At 63.3% G+C, this 15,949-nt stretch carries 16 protein-coding genes and 1 pseudogene; 12 read left to right on the top strand and 5 right to left on the bottom strand.

Annotated features, from left to right (window positions below; translation table 11 throughout):
- The first annotated feature begins 144 nt into the window (after window positions 1-144).
- The 3 genes from P0D73_RS09670 to P0D73_RS09660 all read left to right on the top strand — a co-directional run bounded on the left by P0D73_RS09670 (window position 145) and on the right by P0D73_RS09660 (window position 6,247).
- The gene (locus P0D73_RS09670) at window positions 145-5,088 is read left to right on the top strand and encodes a response regulator (protein ID WP_408431126.1); all 4,944 of its coding nucleotides are present in this window, start codon (window positions 145-147) and stop codon (window positions 5,086-5,088) included.
- Window positions 5,089-5,194: 106 nt separating this feature from the next.
- Window positions 5,195-5,884, top strand: a complete 690-nt coding sequence (locus tag P0D73_RS09665) for a nitroreductase (RefSeq protein WP_408286202.1) — start codon at window positions 5,195-5,197, stop codon at window positions 5,882-5,884.
- A gap of 51 nt (window positions 5,885-5,935) precedes the next feature.
- Window positions 5,936-6,247 carry a high-potential iron-sulfur protein gene (locus P0D73_RS09660; protein ID WP_408431310.1) on the top strand — a complete coding sequence of 104 codons (312 nt, stop codon included), beginning with the start codon at window positions 5,936-5,938 and terminating at the stop codon, window positions 6,245-6,247.
- A gap of 35 nt (window positions 6,248-6,282) precedes the next feature.
- Here the strand turns inward: P0D73_RS09660 and P0D73_RS09655 are convergent, their stop codons facing one another.
- Window positions 6,283-6,633 carry a DOPA 4,5-dioxygenase family protein gene (locus P0D73_RS09655; protein WP_132379172.1) on the bottom strand — a complete coding sequence of 117 codons (351 nt, stop codon included), beginning with the start codon at window positions 6,631-6,633 and terminating at the stop codon, window positions 6,283-6,285.
- A gap of 35 nt (window positions 6,634-6,668) precedes the next feature.
- Window positions 6,669-7,125, bottom strand: a pseudogene (locus tag P0D73_RS09650) (GNAT family N-acetyltransferase).
- Between the two features lie 377 nt (window positions 7,126-7,502).
- Between P0D73_RS09650 and P0D73_RS09645 the strand changes: the two are divergent.
- The 9 genes from P0D73_RS09645 (at window position 7,503) to P0D73_RS09605 (ending at window position 13,730) form a co-directional block, all read left to right on the top strand.
- Complete coding sequence (locus P0D73_RS09645) at window positions 7,503-7,787, top strand: hypothetical protein (RefSeq protein WP_408431123.1); 285 nt, start codon at window positions 7,503-7,505, stop codon at window positions 7,785-7,787.
- Between the two features lie 144 nt (window positions 7,788-7,931).
- Entirely contained in the window at window positions 7,932-8,204 is a 273-nt protein-coding gene (locus tag P0D73_RS09640; RefSeq protein WP_095421882.1) for a DUF1488 family protein, read from the top strand.
- 1,028 nt (window positions 8,205-9,232) lie between these two features.
- Window positions 9,233-9,706 (top strand): hypothetical protein, encoded by a 474-nt coding sequence (locus tag P0D73_RS09635; protein WP_132379168.1) that lies wholly within the window; start codon window positions 9,233-9,235, stop codon window positions 9,704-9,706.
- 166 nt (window positions 9,707-9,872) lie between these two features.
- Window positions 9,873-10,154 (top strand): hypothetical protein, encoded by a 282-nt coding sequence (locus P0D73_RS09630; RefSeq protein WP_408431120.1) that lies wholly within the window; start codon window positions 9,873-9,875, stop codon window positions 10,152-10,154.
- Window positions 10,155-10,461: 307 nt separating this feature from the next.
- Complete coding sequence (locus P0D73_RS09625) at window positions 10,462-10,815, top strand: YciI family protein (protein ID WP_132379166.1); 354 nt, start codon at window positions 10,462-10,464, stop codon at window positions 10,813-10,815.
- A 150-nt stretch (window positions 10,816-10,965) separates the two neighbouring features.
- Window positions 10,966-11,379, top strand: coding sequence for a YciI family protein (locus P0D73_RS09620; RefSeq protein WP_408286207.1), 414 nt, complete (start codon window positions 10,966-10,968; stop codon window positions 11,377-11,379).
- A gap of 43 nt (window positions 11,380-11,422) precedes the next feature.
- The gene (locus tag P0D73_RS09615) at window positions 11,423-11,950 is read left to right on the top strand and encodes an SRPBCC family protein (RefSeq protein ID WP_408431117.1); all 528 of its coding nucleotides are present in this window, start codon (window positions 11,423-11,425) and stop codon (window positions 11,948-11,950) included.
- 93 nt (window positions 11,951-12,043) lie between these two features.
- Window positions 12,044-12,451: a VOC family protein gene (locus P0D73_RS09610; RefSeq protein WP_408431114.1), complete on the top strand. Its 408-nt coding sequence runs from the start codon at window positions 12,044-12,046 to the stop codon at window positions 12,449-12,451.
- A gap of 4 nt (window positions 12,452-12,455) precedes the next feature.
- Window positions 12,456-13,730 (top strand): RNA polymerase sigma factor, encoded by a 1,275-nt coding sequence (locus tag P0D73_RS09605; protein WP_408431111.1) that lies wholly within the window; start codon window positions 12,456-12,458, stop codon window positions 13,728-13,730.
- Between the two features lie 119 nt (window positions 13,731-13,849).
- Here the strand turns inward: P0D73_RS09605 and P0D73_RS09600 are convergent, their stop codons facing one another.
- The 3 genes from P0D73_RS09600 to P0D73_RS09590 form a co-directional block, all read right to left on the bottom strand.
- Window positions 13,850-14,428, bottom strand: a complete 579-nt coding sequence (locus P0D73_RS09600; protein WP_132379156.1) for a DUF4337 domain-containing protein — start codon at window positions 14,426-14,428, stop codon at window positions 13,850-13,852.
- A gap of 182 nt (window positions 14,429-14,610) precedes the next feature.
- Entirely contained in the window at window positions 14,611-14,787 is a 177-nt protein-coding gene (locus tag P0D73_RS09595; protein ID WP_132379154.1) for a DUF1427 family protein, read from the bottom strand.
- Between the two features lie 55 nt (window positions 14,788-14,842).
- Window positions 14,843-15,808: a quinone oxidoreductase family protein gene (locus P0D73_RS09590; RefSeq protein ID WP_408431108.1), complete on the bottom strand. Its 966-nt coding sequence runs from the start codon at window positions 15,806-15,808 to the stop codon at window positions 14,843-14,845.
- Window positions 15,809-15,949 lie beyond the last annotated feature (141 nt).

Below are 15,949 nucleotides of genomic sequence, written 5' to 3'. Positions count from 1 at the left end.
GCCCGCTGTGCCGGGCTTTTGCGCCTCGTCTCATCTTCCTCCGGCATACCGCTACGTGCGAGAATCGCGCTACATCAATTGCGTGGTGATCGTTAGCCATCCGTCGTATCAGGCACCGCTTTTGCAATAGCGGTCCGCACGAATATGACCCGCCGCGTCGAGGAGATCGCGTTGAAACAGCCGGACCGCTTCATGTCGGATGCACCGCCCGCCGGCCTGGCCGCCCCGTCCTTTCTTGCCGGCGGCGGCGAGCTGGGCGCGCTGATCCGCGCCTACGACTGGACGCAAACGGCGCTCGGCGCGCCCGATACCTGGCCGCAAGGTCTGAAGATCGCGATCCGCATCATGCTCACGTCGCGTCAACCGATCTGGATCGGCTGGGGCGACGAGTTGCTCTATTTCTACAACGACCCGTACAAATCGATCATCGGCGGCAAGCATCCGGTCGCGCTCGGTCAACCGACTCACGTGGTGTGGCGAGAAATCTGGACCGACATCGAGCCGCTTCTGGCTACCGCGCTGGCGGGCGCCGAGGGCATCTTCGTCGAACAGAAGCTGTTGATCATGGAGCGCAACGGCTTTCCCGAGGAGACGTATTACACCTTCTCGTACAGCCCCATTCCCGGCGAGAACGGCGAACCCGGCGGCATCATCTGCGCCAACAGCGACGACACCATGCAGGTGGTCGGCGAACGGCAACTGGCGCTGCTGAAGGAACTGGCGGCGGTCAGTCCGGACGGCCGCGACTGGCGCGAGGCGTGCGAACTCAGCGCGCGCGCGTTGCAGTCGAATCCGCAAGACCTGCCCTTCGCTTTGCTATACGCAGCCGAATCCGGCAGCGACACGGTCACGCTGGTCGGGGCGTGCGGCATCGAGCCGGGCCATCCGGCCGCACCGCAGACAATGCGTGTTGGCGATTCGCTCTGGCCGGTCGCCGACGCGCTCAAGATCCAGGCGCCGCAACTGGTGCGTGACTTGACGCAGCGCTTCGGCACCGCGTTGCCGAGCGGCCCGTGGCATCTCGCGCCGGAGCAGGCGGTCATCCTGCCGGTGTCGCCCGGCAGCGAGTCGACGCAGACGGTGGTTCTAATCGCCGGCCTGAACCCTTGCCGCATTTTTGACGACGCCTATCGCAGCTTCCTGAACCTGGCCGCCGGCCAGATCGGCGCGGCGATCGGCTACGCGCAGGCGTATCAGGAAGAGCGGCGGCGCGCGGAAGCGCTGGCCGAAATCGACCGCGCGAAAACCACGTTCTTCTCCAACATCAGCCACGAATTCCGCACGCCGTTGACGCTGATGCTCGGCCCGCTCGAAGAACTGCTCGCCAAGCCGCAGCAGGCCGCGAGCGGTGACAGCGCACAGACGGGCAGTGATATCGACGACCGCGCGCTGATCGAGATCACGCATCGCAACGGCTTGCGTCTGTTGAAGCTCGTCAACGCACTGCTGGATTTCTCGCGGATCGAGGCGGGCCGCATCGAGATTCACACGGAACCCACCGACATCGCCTCCTTCACGGCCGAGCTCGCATCGCTGTTCCAGTCCGCGATCGAGGCGGCCGGCCTGCGTCTCGAAGTGGAGATTCCGGCCACGCCCGTGGTCGTGCAACTCGACCGCGAGATGTGGGAAAAGGTCGTGATGAACCTGCTGTCGAACGCATACAAGTTCACGTTCTTCGGCACGATCCGCGTCGTGGTTCGCGCTGACGAAGGCGGTGGCGTCGAGGTCAGTGTGACCGATAGCGGTATCGGCATTGCGGAAGAAGAAGTGCCGCGCCTCTTCGAGCGCTTTCATCGCGTGGCGGGCGCACCCGGTCGCTCCGTCGAAGGCAGCGGCATCGGGCTCGCCATGGTGCAGGAACTGGTGAAGCTGCACGGCGGCACGGTGCGGGTCGACAGTGTGCTCGGCGAAGGCGCGTGCTTTACCGTATCGCTGCCGCGCGGCACCGTGCTGTCCCAGCCCGAGGATGCGATCGTGCATGCCGCCATGAGCAAGCACGCGCGCACCTATGTCGATGCCGCGTTGCGCTGGAGTCCGGAGAACGAAATTCTCGCCGACGCGTCGATCGGCGCAACGCCGGCGAACGAGGTGTCGCCCGAGGCTGCGCCGGTCGCCGCCGCGCGGCTGCTGGTCGTCGACGACAATGCGGACTTGCGCGAGTACATGAGCCGCATCTTGCGAGCGGCGGGCCACGACGTGCGGCTCGCCACCGACGGCCAGGCCGCGCTGGAAGCCGCGCGCGCGGAACCGCCCGATCTGGTGCTCTCCGACGTGATGATGCCGCGCCTCGACGGCTTTGGCCTGCTACGCGCACTGCGCGCCGATCCGGACTTGCGCGACACGCCGGTGCTGATCCTGTCCGCGCGTGCGGGAGAGGAAGCGCGCGTCGACGGCATCGAGCATGGCGCCGACGACTATCTGACCAAACCCTTCTCTGCGCGCGAACTGCTGGCCCGCGTATCGGGCAACCTGCAACTCGCGCGCTTGCGCCGCGAGACGGAGATGAAGCTGCGCGAGGAATCGCGCACGCTGGAGATTCTCAATCGCGTCGGCTCGACCGTGGCGGCCGAACTCGATCTGAACCGCGCGGTGCAGATCGTGACCGACGCGGCCACGGAACTGACCGGCGCGGCATTCGGCTCGTTCTTCTATAACGTGCTCGACCAGAAGGGCGGCAGCTACATGCTGTACACGCTGTCCGGCGTGCCGAAGGAAGCGTTCGAACGATTTCCTATGCCGCGCAACACTGCGGTGTTCGCGCCCACGTTCCAGGGCGAAGGCATCGTCCGCGTCGACGACATCACGCAGGATCCGCGCTATGGCCACAACGCGCCGCATCGCGGCATGCCGGAGGGCCATCTGAAGGTGCGCAGCTATCTGGCCGCGCCGGTGCAGTCGCGCAGCGGCGAAGTGGTCGGCGGCTTGTTCTTCGGCCACCCGGAGCCCGGCGTGTTCACCGAGCGTGCCGAGCGGATCGTGGCCGGCATCGCCGCGCAGGCGGCGATTGCCATCGACAACGCGCGCTTGTATCAGGCGGCGCAAAGCGAAATCGCCGAGCGCACCAAGGCGCAAAGCGCGTTGCGCGATCTGAACGAAACGTTGGAGCGCCGCGTGATCGAGACGGTGGCGGACCGCGACCGTCTGTGGGAGTTGAGCGAGGATCTGCTGGTGGTGGCCGATATCGAAGGCCGCTTGCAGCGTGTGAGTCCTTCGTGGAGCACGGCGCTCGGTCATAACGTGCATTGGCTGATGTCGCGTTCGTATGTCGATCTGGTTCATCCGGATGACGTAGAGACTGTCCGCACGCATCTGGCCGAATTGCGCAGAACGGGCGTGCCGGTGCGTTATGAAAACCGCTTCAAGCGGATCGACGGCACATGGCGCTGGGTCGCGTGGACGCTCGCGCTCGATCCCGACTCGGCGCGCATTCACGGCGTAGGCCGCGACGTCACCGCCGACAAGGAAACCACCGAGGCGCTGCGGCACGCCGAAGAAGCGCTCCGGATGGCGCAGAAAATGGAAGCGATCGGCAAGCTCACGGGCGGCGTCGCACACGACTTCAACAACCTGCTGCAAGTGATCGGCGGCAATCTGCAATTGCTGGCGAAAGACGTGGCCGGTTCGGAGAAGCCCGAGCAGCGCGTGCGCAATGCGCTGGCGGGCGTGGCGCGCGGCGCGAACCTCGCCTCGCAACTGCTCGCGTTCGGGCGGCGTCAGCCGCTCGCGCCGAAGGTCGTCAATCTCGGCCGCTTCGTGCGCGGCCTCGACGACATGCTCAGGCGCGCGCTCGGCGACGGCGTCGAAATCGAAACGATCGTGTCGGGCGGCTTGTGGAATACGCTGGTCGATCCGTTCCAGGTCGAGAACGCGCTGCTGAATCTGGCGATCAACGCGCGCGACGCGATGAACGGCCACGGCAAGCTCACGATCGAAGCCGGCAACGCCGCGCTCGATGACGCCTACGCCAAGCGCAACGCAGACGTCACGCCGGGCCAGTACGTGATGCTGGCGGTCACCGACACGGGCTCCGGCATGCCGCCGGAAGTGCGCGAGCGCGTGTTCGAGCCTTTCTTCACGACCAAGCCTGAAGGTCAGGGCACGGGCCTCGGCCTGAGCATGGTGTATGGCTTCGTCAAGCAATCCGGCGGCCATGTGAAGATCTATAGCGAGGAAGGCCACGGCACGACGATCCGCATTTATCTGCCGCGGGTGCGCCAGGAAGAAGACCTCGAAACGAACATCGACGCCGGTCCTGCCAAGGGCGGCACGGAAACCATTCTGGCGGTCGAGGACGACGAAGAAGTACGCACGACCGTGGTCGAAATGCTCTCCGATCTCGGCTACCGCGTACTGAAGGCGAAAGACGCGCAAAGCGCGCTGGCGATCGTCGAAAGCGGCGTGCCGATCGACATGCTGTTTACCGATGTGGTGATGCCCGGTCCGCTGCGCAGCACCGAACTCGCCCGCAAGGCGCGCGAACGGTTGCCGGCAATCGCGGTGCTGTTCACGTCGGGCTATACGGACAACGCGATCGTGCATTCGGGGCGACTCGATGAAGGCATCGAATTGCTCAGCAAGCCGTACACGCACGAAGCGTTGGCGCGCAAAGTCCGCTACGTGCTGCAAGCGCAGAATCCGCAAGCGGCCGAAATCGCCGAGGCCGAACAGCATCTTCTCGAGATCGATCCGCCCGTAATGCCGGACAGCGCCGATAGTTTCGTCGCTCAGACGCGGCTGCGGATTCTGCTGGTGGAAGACGACGAGCTGATTCGCGTGAGCACCGCCGAATTGTTGCGCACGTTTGACTTCGACATTCTGGAAGCCGAAGGCGAGCATGACGCCAAGCAGATTCTCAGCGAACACGCGATCAGCGTGATGTTGACCGACGTGGGGCTGGCGGGCAAGTCGGGCATCGACCTGGCGCTCGATGTGTGCCGGGAGCGGCCCGATTTGCGCGTGATCTTTCTGACCGGCTACGACCTCGTGCTGACGCCGGAGCAGCGCGCGGTCTTGCCGCACGCGATCCTGTTGCGCAAGCCCTACGATCCGCTCGATCTCATCGATGCACTGAAAACGCCGCTGCGCTAAAACCGCTGCGCGCGGCCGGCGTTGCCGGCCCGCCAGCGGGAAAGTGGGCGCTCGCGCTAGAATTCTCGCAGACCGCCACAACTGCTGGCTCCGCCGGAATTTGCCGATGACCACACCCGCCAACGATGTCGACGCCGCGCTCGTCACGCGGCGTTCGATTCGCGCCTTTCTGCCCACGCCGGTGTCGCGCGCCGACATCGAAGCCATTCTTGAAGCCGCCAGCCGCGCGCCTTCGGGTACCAATACGCAGCCGTGGAAAGTCTACGTGGTGAGGGGCGAGTCGCTGGCGCGTCTCTCGCAAGCCTTGCTTGCCGCTTACGACGACCCGCAACGCGACGCGCTGTATCAGGAAGAGTATCCGTACTATCCGCATCGATGGGTGTCGCCGTATATCGATCGGCGCCGCAAAATCGGCTGGGATCTGTATGGCCTGCTTGGCATCGAGAAGGGCGACAAGGCGCGCATGCATGAGCAGCATGCGCAGAACTACCGCTTCTTCGGCGCACCGGTGGGTTTGTTCTTCACCATCGACCGGGTGATGGAGCGCGGCAGCTGGCTCGACTACGGCATGTTCCTGCAGGCGATCATGACGGCCGCGCGCGGACGGGGTCTCGATACGTGTCCGCAGGCCGCGTTTACGCCGTTTCATCGGGTAATTGCCGAGCATCTCGGCTTGCCGTCGCAAGAGCAACTGGTGTGCGGCATGTCGCTCGGTTTCGCCGACGAAAACGCATTGGTCAACACGTTACGCACTGAGCGCGAACCAGTCGAACGGTTCACGCGATTTCTCGATTGACGGCGCTTGATCGCGATCGAGGCAAATTCCCCCACCTTCCATCGGACCCATATGAAAACATCGCGTCGCCATTTTCTGCTGCTGAGCATGAGCGCGGGCTCGGCGCTCATGCTCACCCGTGCGGCCTTCGCCGATACGGCGAACAAACTCAGCGAAACCGATCCAAAGGCGCAAGCCGTCGGCTATAAGGAGGACGCGTCCAAGGTCGACAAAGCGAAATTCCCCGGCTACGCCTCCGGACAAACCTGCGCCAACTGCTCGCTGTTCCAGGGCAAAGCCAACGACGCATACGGCGGGTGCACGCTGTTCGGCGACAAGCAGGTCGCGGCGCCTGGCTGGTGCAGTTCGTACTCGAATATGTGAACCGCGAGAGGCGCCGATCGAGCTTCGAGCGGCGCCTAGTTCAACGCGCTCAGCACCAATTCATGCGATCGGCCGATCCATACAGCCGCGTCGCGGTGATCGCGTAGCGCGTCGCCGGTATTGGGGTGCACGAAGATATCCAGTGTGCCGTGATTCAGCGTGAGCCAGCCGACCAGCTCGGCGAATTGCGCCTGCGTGAACGCGAGTTGATACGACCACATGGGATGCGGTCCCACCGGGCGCTCGTGAAAGCGGCCCAGTTGCAATTTGTCGCCCCAGTGCGCGTCGATCTGCTCGCGGAAAGTCCACGCGGCGTCGCGGCTGCTCGCATCGAAATACACGTGGGCGTGCCAGCTTGCGATGGCGGAGGTGTCGCGAAAGGTCATAACAGGTCCGTTGTGTATCAGTCTTTATCCGACATTCATTCTGCTTCAATTTCCGCCGGCGCGCGCGGCGCGCGCCTCATGTGAAACTGTCTCTCATCTTCGCCGACGATCTCGAAGCCGAGGCGCTCGTATAGGCGCCTCGCGGGATTGCCTTTGAGCACCTTGAGGGTGACCGGCAATGCGTCGGCCTGCGCGGCGCGCAACACCGTATGCAGCGCGCGTTCGCCGATGCCGCGCCCTTGAAGCGCCGGCGTGATCTGCAATTGCACGACGACCCACGCGGCGCCGGTGCGATGCGCTTTGAGCAAACCGGCCGGCGCGCCGCGCCGTGTCATAACGGTGCAGCAGACGCGCGCGATGCTCGGTATCGTCCGACGGTTCGCCGACGCGTGCCAGGTGCTCCGTCATGGTCGCCTTGCGCAGCTCGAATAGAAAGGCCTCGTCCGTGTCCAGCGCCGGACGCAGGGTGAAGACAGGTTCTTGAACGGACATGTTGGTAACGTTTCCGGCGTGCCGGCGGCTAGTAAGAATGGCCGTGAATTGTCGCGCCAGCAGCGCTTTTTTACCACGCGGTTATGTTTGCGCCTCTCGACTTTGCTGTTCGCCGGTCGTGCCGATGCCGCCGGCCGATGGTCCGCGCGATGACGGATTCGCGCGCTGCCGCGCGCGCCGCTTCAGACGCGGTCGGCGTTTGCGGCGTGCCGGAGGCATCGTGTCGTCGGTTTGCGGTGCGCTCGCGACGTTTCGCGCGGCGTGTTTGGTGCTCATTGGCATGCGCTTTGCTTTTGCCTTATCCGCGAATTGCTGGCGCGTGCGGGTTCGAACGTCGAGCCGCCGAGGAACGACGCCAACCTGGCATAACAACGAAAATGCTGAATACGAAACCACATACGGTCACGCACGGGGTCGACGGCGACGCGATGACGCTCGTCTTTTATCCCGATACCGGTTGTCTGCGCTTTGTCGATGCGCGCGGCACGTGCCACGAGCTTCGGCCGCCGCATTCCTGGTTCGCGCTTTCGTCCGCGTCGCGAGGCGCGCGGCGCGGCACGCAAGCCATGACGGAAGGATTGAACGCACTGCTGCATGAGTTCCGCGCGAAACGTCCGCGCTGGTTGAGCGCGCATGCTCCGGCCCACTCGACGGTGGTCTAGCGCACAGTGAGCATGGCTGTGGCGCGATAGCGTGTATTGGTCAGTCAAAAGAACTCGACGCGCGGTTTCGCGTTTGTATTCAGTTTTTTTCGGTGTCGTTCGTTCAAGACGGCGAGCGGCTTAACGAACTTTGCGAGGTGGGCCATGGAGATTATCGAGCTTGAACCAAGCGTCTCGGCAGACGGACGCGCGGTGATTTTCCAGCTTTCGACGCGAGGACGGGACCTCGAGTGCGCCGTCACGCGTGAGGCCTTGGAACAGCATTTCTGGTTGCAACGCGACGCCGGCGAGGAACGCGTACTGAAGACGTTCGCGGACGGGCGCAAACGCATTACCGCTGTGGCGGAAAGAAAAATGCTGGCGCGTCCCGGCGAAAAAGTGCTGCTGACGATCAGCGATTTCGCCGCCCGGGGTTGATGAGTTAGGCTGCTCGTCTTGCAAGCGCATATGCTCAAAGTTCAGCGAGCGACGGTGACGGGGCCGTCGCTCGCGTCGTTGCCGATCCGATCGGCGCTTTTGGGCCGCCCAGCTGAGGACGCCGACTACGTATCGGCGCGGTAAATAACCGCGCGTATCGCCGTGGCGGCGCAGGCTGCGCGCCGCTCACCTCTGAGGAAATCGGCCTGTTACGCCGATTCGCCAAACTGGCCTGTCAAATCCCTTCGCTTCGCCCAATTGCATTCGCAGGTGCCGCAATACACTGTTTTCCATGGAGCGACAAATCACCGAGCCCCATCGACGCGGTCTTCCCCCCGCGTTGTTTTGAACCGTACCGTTGATGGCAGTTTGCCGCGGTTGTCGAACGCGGCAGGGCAGTAAAGCAGTAGGTAGTCGAAGCAATGCAAACGGCGCGCGATCCATGTAATTTGCGCGTGAATCAGCAGGGGGTTGCAGCCAGGCGATGTTGAAGGCAAAGGACCCGGCTGTGATTGCAGTGAGCAGTTCCGTAACGAATGTTTTTTGCAGCAGCAATATGGGCAGCACGGTTTTATTTGCGGTGGTAGTTCAAGCAACACAGCTTTAGCAGATGTAGTTCAAGTACTAACAGCTTTTTAGTTTGCGGTGGGTATAGGTCGGCAAGCATCCACGCGCGAGTACGACTGTTCCATCCTGTCAGACCCTGTTCCCTCGCGGGAACAGGGTTTTTTTTCGTCGTGACACGCGACGCGACTTGCAATTGGCAAGTTCGAACCGATATGCCACCGTTGCGCTACGCGGTGCGCTTTTGGGCGGCATCGAACAGCCGGCCGGCCGCGTAGTATGAGATGCTTCATACAAACCGGACTTGAAGTCGTTTAAGTCTGTCTTAATAGTTGCTTGCGATGATGGCTGCACAGACTCACATCAGGGCCTGTCAAGCCGCCGGCGTATCGGCGGCGTTTGCCACCGGAGAGCAGAAGAATTCGGTGGCGAAGCCGAGAGTTAGAGAAGGAGGTTGAACCGATATGTCGAGTAAATCGCGAGTCCGCAAGCACAACCAGTCGGCCATGTCCCCGTTGTTGCGCGCGTTGACCTATAGCCGCACTGCCCATGAGCCGGTTACGTCGGCGATGCTTCTGCAGTGCTACGCCGCCCTCGATGCATTCCGGCACGGCCACGGCTCGCGGAATCTGCATATGACCTTGAGCCGGCATTTGCTGGTGTCGCAAGAACTTGCGCGCCTCGGACTCGGCGAGGACGTGTTGTCCGACATCGAAAGCGCGCATGCGGCGATGGTTCAGCTCGACGCGCGCGAACACGACGAAGGCGCGTGGGCCCTGCAAGACGGCGAATACGCCCGCCTGTGCACGGCGTTAGCGATTCTCGACGGCCAACTCTCCGTGGCATCGTTGAGCGAGATTGCTAGTGCGGAAGCGAGAATGATCGAAGGATTGATGCGGTCCGCGCAGGTCCAGGCGATTGCGGAAGCGGCGGTCTGAACCGCACGCACGGGTTTCTTCTTTCTCATACGTGCAGATGAAACGCCCCAGTGGGGCGTTTTTTTTATTCGGCCGCATGCGCGTGCTAAGGAACAGTGCTAATCGTTGTACGCCGTCAAATCGTAGAAGGCGAACCCGTCCTGCCCGCCGTTCAATTGCACCAGCCGTGAACCTCCCGAAGCCGGTCAGGACGGTCGCCAGGGCCGTCGGCGTGCTCGACGAGCCCGATCCGGGACCCGAGCTGGAACTGGAGCCACCACCGCCGCACCCGCTGAACTGGAAAATGGCCAAGGCCACGAAGGCGGCAATGCCGGTGCGCACTAACGATCGATGCATGATTTTCCCCGCTGCTCTGATCATTCGATTGCTTGTGAAGCGGGCATCTTTTTGCGGGCGGATTTTGCTGCCGATTACGCACAATCTGGACCGTGCATTGTCGTTAGATTGAAGGCCGATTATTCGCGGTGTCAACGCAGTAAAACGAGCGGCAATTTCGCCGCGGTCTTCAGCGCATTGCGGGAATATTTCAATGCGGCGATATCGTGTCGCACGGCAAAAAAACAATCCCCCTGCCGTTTGGATATTACGAGTCTCCGTAAGACGTCCGATTGGCCGCCGCGCCAGCGCCGGGTCAGGTTTGCCGGAGGCTTTCATGCTTGTTAGACTGCCTCTCGCAAACTCACCGCAAGCGCGTTTTTGCCTTCATACGCCTCCAGGGCGTTCACGTCTGCGGCGCGATCAAAATCGGAGACGCCATGTCTTATATGCTGCTCATCGTCGAACCCCCGGATCAACGCATTGAACGCGGTGAAGCTGCGGGCCGCGAAGTCTATGACCAGATGGTCCGTTTCGCCGCCGACCTGAAAGAGCGCGGCAAACTGGTCGCGGTCGAATCGCTCACTTCGCTGAACGACGCCGTGCGCGTTCAGGTGCGCGACGGCCAGCCGAAACTGCTCGATGGCCCGTTCGCCGAAGCCAAGGAAATGGTCGGCGGGTTCTTTCTCCTCAATTGCGAAACCCGTGAAGAAGCCGTGGCGATAGCGCAGACCTGCCCGGCGGCAACGTGGTGCACGGTCGAAGTCCGCAAGCTCGGACCTTGTTTCCTCTAGCCGATTCGCGCATCGGCAGCATGTGTTCTCGGGGTTTTCCCTGGCGGATCGGCGAGTGTGTCGATCCGGCTGTGCGTTGCTCGTCGTGAGAGTAAGAAGCCGGCCCACGGGCGCGGCGCTCCCTCTCAGAACGACAAAGGAGTAACGGCGATGCGATTCATGATCCTCGTAAAAGCGACCGCTGCCAGCGAAGCCGGCGAGATGCCGGAAGCGTCCCTGATGGCCGCGATGGGCGCGTACCACGAAGAGCTCGCCAAGGCCGGCGTGCTGCTCGACGCGACCGGCCTGCAACCGAGTTCGAAAGGCTGGCGGGTTCGCTACAGCGGCGGCAAGCGCTCCGTGGTCGACGGTCCGTTTCCGGAAACCAAGGAACTGATTGCCGGCTACACGCTGATCCAGGTGCGCTCGCGTGAAGAAGCCATGGAATGGGCGCGGCGCTTTCCGGCGCCGTTCGGCGAGCAAGCGGATGGCGAAATCGAAGTGCGTCAATTGTTCGAACTCGACGACTTCGAACCGAGCCCCGAGTTGGACCGGTTCCGTGAACTGGACGCGGGCAAGCGCTGAGGCGGGAACGCGAAGCCCGCTCCGCTTTATCGAAGGATTCATCATGCTCAAGACCATACTGATTACCGTGGTCGCGGCCGTGGGCCTGCTGTTGGTCTACGCGGCGACTCGGCCCGACACCTTTCGCATTGAACGCAGCGTGCGCATTCAGGCGCCGCCCGAGCGGATTTATGCGCTGATCGACAATCTCCACCAATTCAACTTGTGGAATCCGTTTCTGCGCAAAGACCCCGCGGCCCAAGGCACCTATAGCGGCACGCCGAACGGCAAGGGCGCGCGTTATGCGTGGCAAAGCGAAAAGGTCGGCGTGGGGCAAATGGAGATCGTCGATACGGCGGTGCCCTCGAGCGTGACGTTCAACCTCGATTTTCTGAAGCCGTTCGAAGCGCACAACATGGCCGAATTCACGTTGAAGCCTGAAGCGGGCGCGACGGAAGTGACCTGGGCCATGCACGGACCCACGCCGTTCATGTCGAAGCTGGTTCAGGTGTTCTTCAACATGGACAAAATGGTCGGCAAGGATTTCGAAGACGGCCTGAACAATCTGAAAACGCTCGCCGAAGCGAGCTGAACACGGCGCATGGCGGCCGGAGCGGCGCAACGCTCGCACTGAGCGCGAAGCGCCCAAGCCGTCCGAACCACAACCCGATCACTGGACTCCACCATGCATAAGCAGATCTACGTCAATCTCGCGGTTGACAACCTCGAACGATCGAAAGCCTTCTTCAGCGCGATCGGTTTGAGCTTCGAACCGCAATTCACGAACGAACAGGCGGCCTGTCTGATCGTCGGCGAGAACATCTACGCGATGCTGCTGGTCAAGGACCTGTTCAAGTCGTTCACCCGCAAGTCGCTGTGCGATCCGAAGGAGAGCACGGAAGCGCTGGTGGGGCTGTCGTGCGAAAGCCGGGCGGAGGTCGATGCGCTGGTCGCCAAAGCGCTCGCCGCCGGCGGCACCGTGCCGCGCGCGCCGCAGGATTATGGTTTCATGTATGGGCACGGCTTCGAGGATATCGACGGCCACATCTGGGAGCTCATCCACATGGACCCGAACGCCAAGACGGCGGGCTGAGGCTGTGACCACGGCAGCCACCCACCGTGCCATCGAGGCAGTCTGGCGGATCGAATCCGCCAAGGTCATCGCCCACGTCGCGCGGATCGTGCGCGACGTCGGGCTCGCCGAAGAACTGGCGCAAGACGCGCTGGTGGCCGCGCTCGAACATTGGCCCGACGCCGGCGTGCCCGACAACCCGGGAGCATGGCTGATGGCGACCGCAAAGAACCGTGCCCTCGACCGCTTGCGGCAGGAAGCGCTGCACGCCCGTAAGCGCCTGGAGCTGGGTCACGATCTCGACGCGATGGAGGCTCACCTCGTGCCCGATTTCGTCGATTCCCTCGATGCCGCCCGCGCCGACGATATCGGCGACGACCTGCTGCGGCTCGTGTTCACCGCGTGCCACCCGGTGTTGTCGACCGATGCGCGCGTCGCGCTCACGCTGCGCCTGCTCGGCGGCCTCACCACGGACGAAATCGCGCGCGCGTTTCTCGTGCCGGAGCCGACTGTCGCCCAGCGGATCGTGCGGGCCAAGCGCACGCTGTCGGCGGCCAAGGTACCGTTCGAGGTGCCGCAGGCGGACGCACGCGCGCCGCGGCTTGCCTCGGTGCTGCAGGTCATCTATCTGATTTTCAACGAAGGCTATTCGGCCACGGCCGGCGACGACTGGATGCGTCCTGCGCTCTGCGAGGAAGCGCTGCGGCTCGGCCGCGTGCTGAGCGGTCTCGTGCCCGACGAGAGCGAAGTGCACGGCCTCGTCGCGCTGATGGAGATCCAGGCCTCGCGCACGCATGCGCGCACGGATGCGCAGGGCCGTCCGGTGCTGCTGCTCGATCAGGATCGAAGCCGCTGGGATCCGCTTCTGATCCGTCGCGGGCTGGCCGCGCTCAACAGCGCGCATGCGCTGGGCGGCGCCAGCGGCCCGTACGCGTTGCAGGCAGCGCTCGCCGCCTGTCACGCTCGTGCGCGTCGCGCGAGCGATACCGACTGGACGCAGATCGTCGCGTTGTATGACGCGCTGGCGCAAGTGGCGCCATCGCCGGTGGTCGAGTTGAATCGCGCGGTGGCGGTCGGCATGGCGTTCGGTCCGGCGGCCGGCCTGGAGATCGTCGATGCGCTGGCAAGCGATGCCGCGCTGGCGAACTACCACTGGCTGCCGAGCGTGCGCGGCGATCTGCTGGCGAAGCTCGGACGCGTGGAAGAAGCGCGCGCCGAGTTCGAACGTGCCGCGGGGATGACGCGCAATGCACGCGAGCGCGAGTTGTTGCTCGAACGCGCGCACGGCATCGCGCATTGAGCCTTGAGTCTTAGCGTTGTAACCGCTACCGGATCAACTGACGCACGCCCAACGCGACGAACCGCGGACCCATCAATCACACTGCACTCCTTCTTTCGCGCCGCGCGGCGCTTCACTCATCAAGCCGAGAAAAACGCCAACGCGCCGGTGATCACGCCCGCTCCCGCCACCACGAACGAGAGATTGCGCAACCACTTCTTGCGTGTCAGCAACGTGATCGCGCACAAGGCGATCGCCACCTGAATCAGCGTGGTGGCCTGCGCCCAACGATGATGCCCGTGTAGCAACGCTTCGCTGCGGGCGTCGTTATCGACGACTTCCTTTTCGATCGCTTCGGCTTTCGCGCGGATCGGCTCTTTCTGCTGCTTGTATTTGTCGACGTCGGCGAGGAATTTCGCATGCGCGTCCGTGTTGCCGGTGGACAGCGCCGCGCCGAGTTCGGCGAGATTTTGCTTCTCGCCCTTCGCCTGGTAGTAGTTCCACTGGTTCGACGCTTCGGTCTTTTTGATGGCGGCTTCGTTCTTGTAGTACAGCGCAAGATTTTCACTGTTGCCGCTCTGGTACGCGCACAGCGCGCCGATCGTCGCGAGGATCGCCGTGATCACGGCCATGCGGCTCGCAAACGGATCCGCGTCGTGATGACCGGCGTGTTCCACGGCATGGTCGTGCGGACCATGCACTTCATATTCTTCAGGCATCTGATTCTCCGAGGCAAAGCTTTTCTTGTCGTATGCGGGCGGCGCACGAGCCCGTCGGGCTCAATCTTAGCGTGTGACGCAGGGTGACGGAAAAGGTGCCTCTTGGAGATGCGGCCGCGTGGGCGTTTATTCGACGGCTACGCGGAACTCAACGCGAGCGAAGTGCAGCGGCAAGATGCGAGTCAATGAATGCCTGACGCCAGCCAGGTCCGCACCAACGGAATCATATGTTCGCCGCCAAGCATGCCGAGCAGCCCGACCAGCGCGATGGTCGGCGGCGCGGGCGATTTCACTTCCATCACGCTGTAGAGGAGGCCGACCACGACACCTGCGGCCAGCGAGATCAAATACGCTTTCATGACTGTTCTATCCAGATGAGAGACGGGCTGCCACGCCCGCCGGTCGCAATGGCGATTACATCGTGATGACGACCCGGCCGCGTGTGCCGGCGGCCACGGCCTCGTAGGCTTCGCGAGCGCGTTCGAGCGGGAATGTCTGCGCGATGGCGGGTCCGGTCAGCTTGCCGGTTTCGAAGCCCTCGACTAGCGCCGTCATCAACGGCGCCGATTCCGCGACGCCTAGCTTCGCGCTATCCACACCGAGCAACTGCGTCTCGTTGTGATAGAAGTCGATCAGATCGAATTCGACGCGGCGCTTGCCCGTGCCGCTGATTTCGAGCACGCGGCCACGGCGTTTGACGAGGCTCAATGCCATCTCGAACGCCACGCCGCCGACCGTGTCGTACACCACGTCCGCACCCGCGCCGTCGGTCAGCGCCCTCAAACGGTCCGTGGTGTTTTCATCGAACGGCACGTACTCGTCGATCAGGCGGCCCGCCGGCGTATCCGCGTCGAGCGGATGACGGTCCACGGCGATCACACGGGCGCCGCGCGCCTTGGCGATCTGCACCACCGCACCGCCCACGCCGCCACCCGCGCCGATCACGGCGATGGTTTCATCCGCTTGCAGTTGCGCGTACTCGACCGTGCCGAGCCAGGCGACCACGAAGTTCACGCCGATCGCGGAGGCTTCGGCATGGCTCAGCGTTTTGGGTTTGCGCGACAGTGCCGCGAGCGGCACCTTGATGAACTCGGCATGCGTGCCGTCGCGCGTGAAGCCGATGTCGCCGCCGGTGCCCCACACTTCGGCGCCGAGCCAGGTTTGCGGGCCGTCCACCACCACGCCGCTAAAGTCACGCCCCGGCGTGCGCGGCAGCACCGTATGTCCGAAATGCCCGGAGACGTTCTTGACGTCGCTCGGATTCACCGAGGCCGCCTTGACCTGCACGACGACATTGTCGGCGTCGGCTTGCGGCGTCGGCAGATCGATGTGGTCGAGCACCTCGGGGCTGCCGAAGGATTTGAACTGGATGGCTTTCATCGTGTGTCGCTCCAATTGGATTCCGGGCTGCGTTGCGCAGTAGATTGAACGTTAGTCTAGGTGACCGGCACTCAGGTGTTGAGACAAAGACTTTCGAAATTCGGACAAGCAGTTGGCGACCCACGCCCGTGGCGCTGCGAA

The sequence above is a fragment of the Paraburkholderia sp. RL18-101-BIB-B genome (assembly GCF_046026985.1).
Classification (GTDB): domain Bacteria; phylum Pseudomonadota; class Gammaproteobacteria; order Burkholderiales; family Burkholderiaceae; genus Paraburkholderia.
Note: the sequence above shows the minus strand (reverse complement) of the source record. Positions and strands in the feature narration are given on the sequence as shown.

Coding starts and splice junctions, on each gene's coding strand:
- P0D73_RS09620 (WP_408286207.1), top strand. CDS start 10,966: ATGCGATTCATGATCCTCGTAAAAGCGACCGCTGCCAGCGAAGCCGGC.
- P0D73_RS09670 (WP_408431126.1), top strand. CDS start 145: ATGACCCGCCGCGTCGAGGAGATCGCGTTGAAACAGCCGGACCGCTTC.
- P0D73_RS09625 (WP_132379166.1), top strand. CDS start 10,462: ATGTCTTATATGCTGCTCATCGTCGAACCCCCGGATCAACGCATTGAA.
- P0D73_RS09615 (WP_408431117.1), top strand. CDS start 11,423: ATGCTCAAGACCATACTGATTACCGTGGTCGCGGCCGTGGGCCTGCTG.
- P0D73_RS09635 (WP_132379168.1), top strand. CDS start 9,233: ATGTCGAGTAAATCGCGAGTCCGCAAGCACAACCAGTCGGCCATGTCC.
- P0D73_RS09595 (WP_132379154.1), bottom strand. CDS start 14,787: ATGAAAGCGTATTTGATCTCGCTGGCCGCAGGTGTCGTGGTCGGCCTC.
- P0D73_RS09645 (WP_408431123.1), top strand. CDS start 7,503: ATGCTGAATACGAAACCACATACGGTCACGCACGGGGTCGACGGCGAC.
- P0D73_RS09660 (WP_408431310.1), top strand. CDS start 5,936: ATGAAAACATCGCGTCGCCATTTTCTGCTGCTGAGCATGAGCGCGGGC.
- P0D73_RS09640 (WP_095421882.1), top strand. CDS start 7,932: ATGGAGATTATCGAGCTTGAACCAAGCGTCTCGGCAGACGGACGCGCG.
- P0D73_RS09590 (WP_408431108.1), bottom strand. CDS start 15,808: ATGAAAGCCATCCAGTTCAAATCCTTCGGCAGCCCCGAGGTGCTCGAC.
- P0D73_RS09665 (WP_408286202.1), top strand. CDS start 5,195: ATGACCACACCCGCCAACGATGTCGACGCCGCGCTCGTCACGCGGCGT.
- P0D73_RS09610 (WP_408431114.1), top strand. CDS start 12,044: ATGCATAAGCAGATCTACGTCAATCTCGCGGTTGACAACCTCGAACGA.
- P0D73_RS09655 (WP_132379172.1), bottom strand. CDS start 6,633: ATGACCTTTCGCGACACCTCCGCCATCGCAAGCTGGCACGCCCACGTG.
- P0D73_RS09600 (WP_132379156.1), bottom strand. CDS start 14,428: ATGCCTGAAGAATATGAAGTGCATGGTCCGCACGACCATGCCGTGGAA.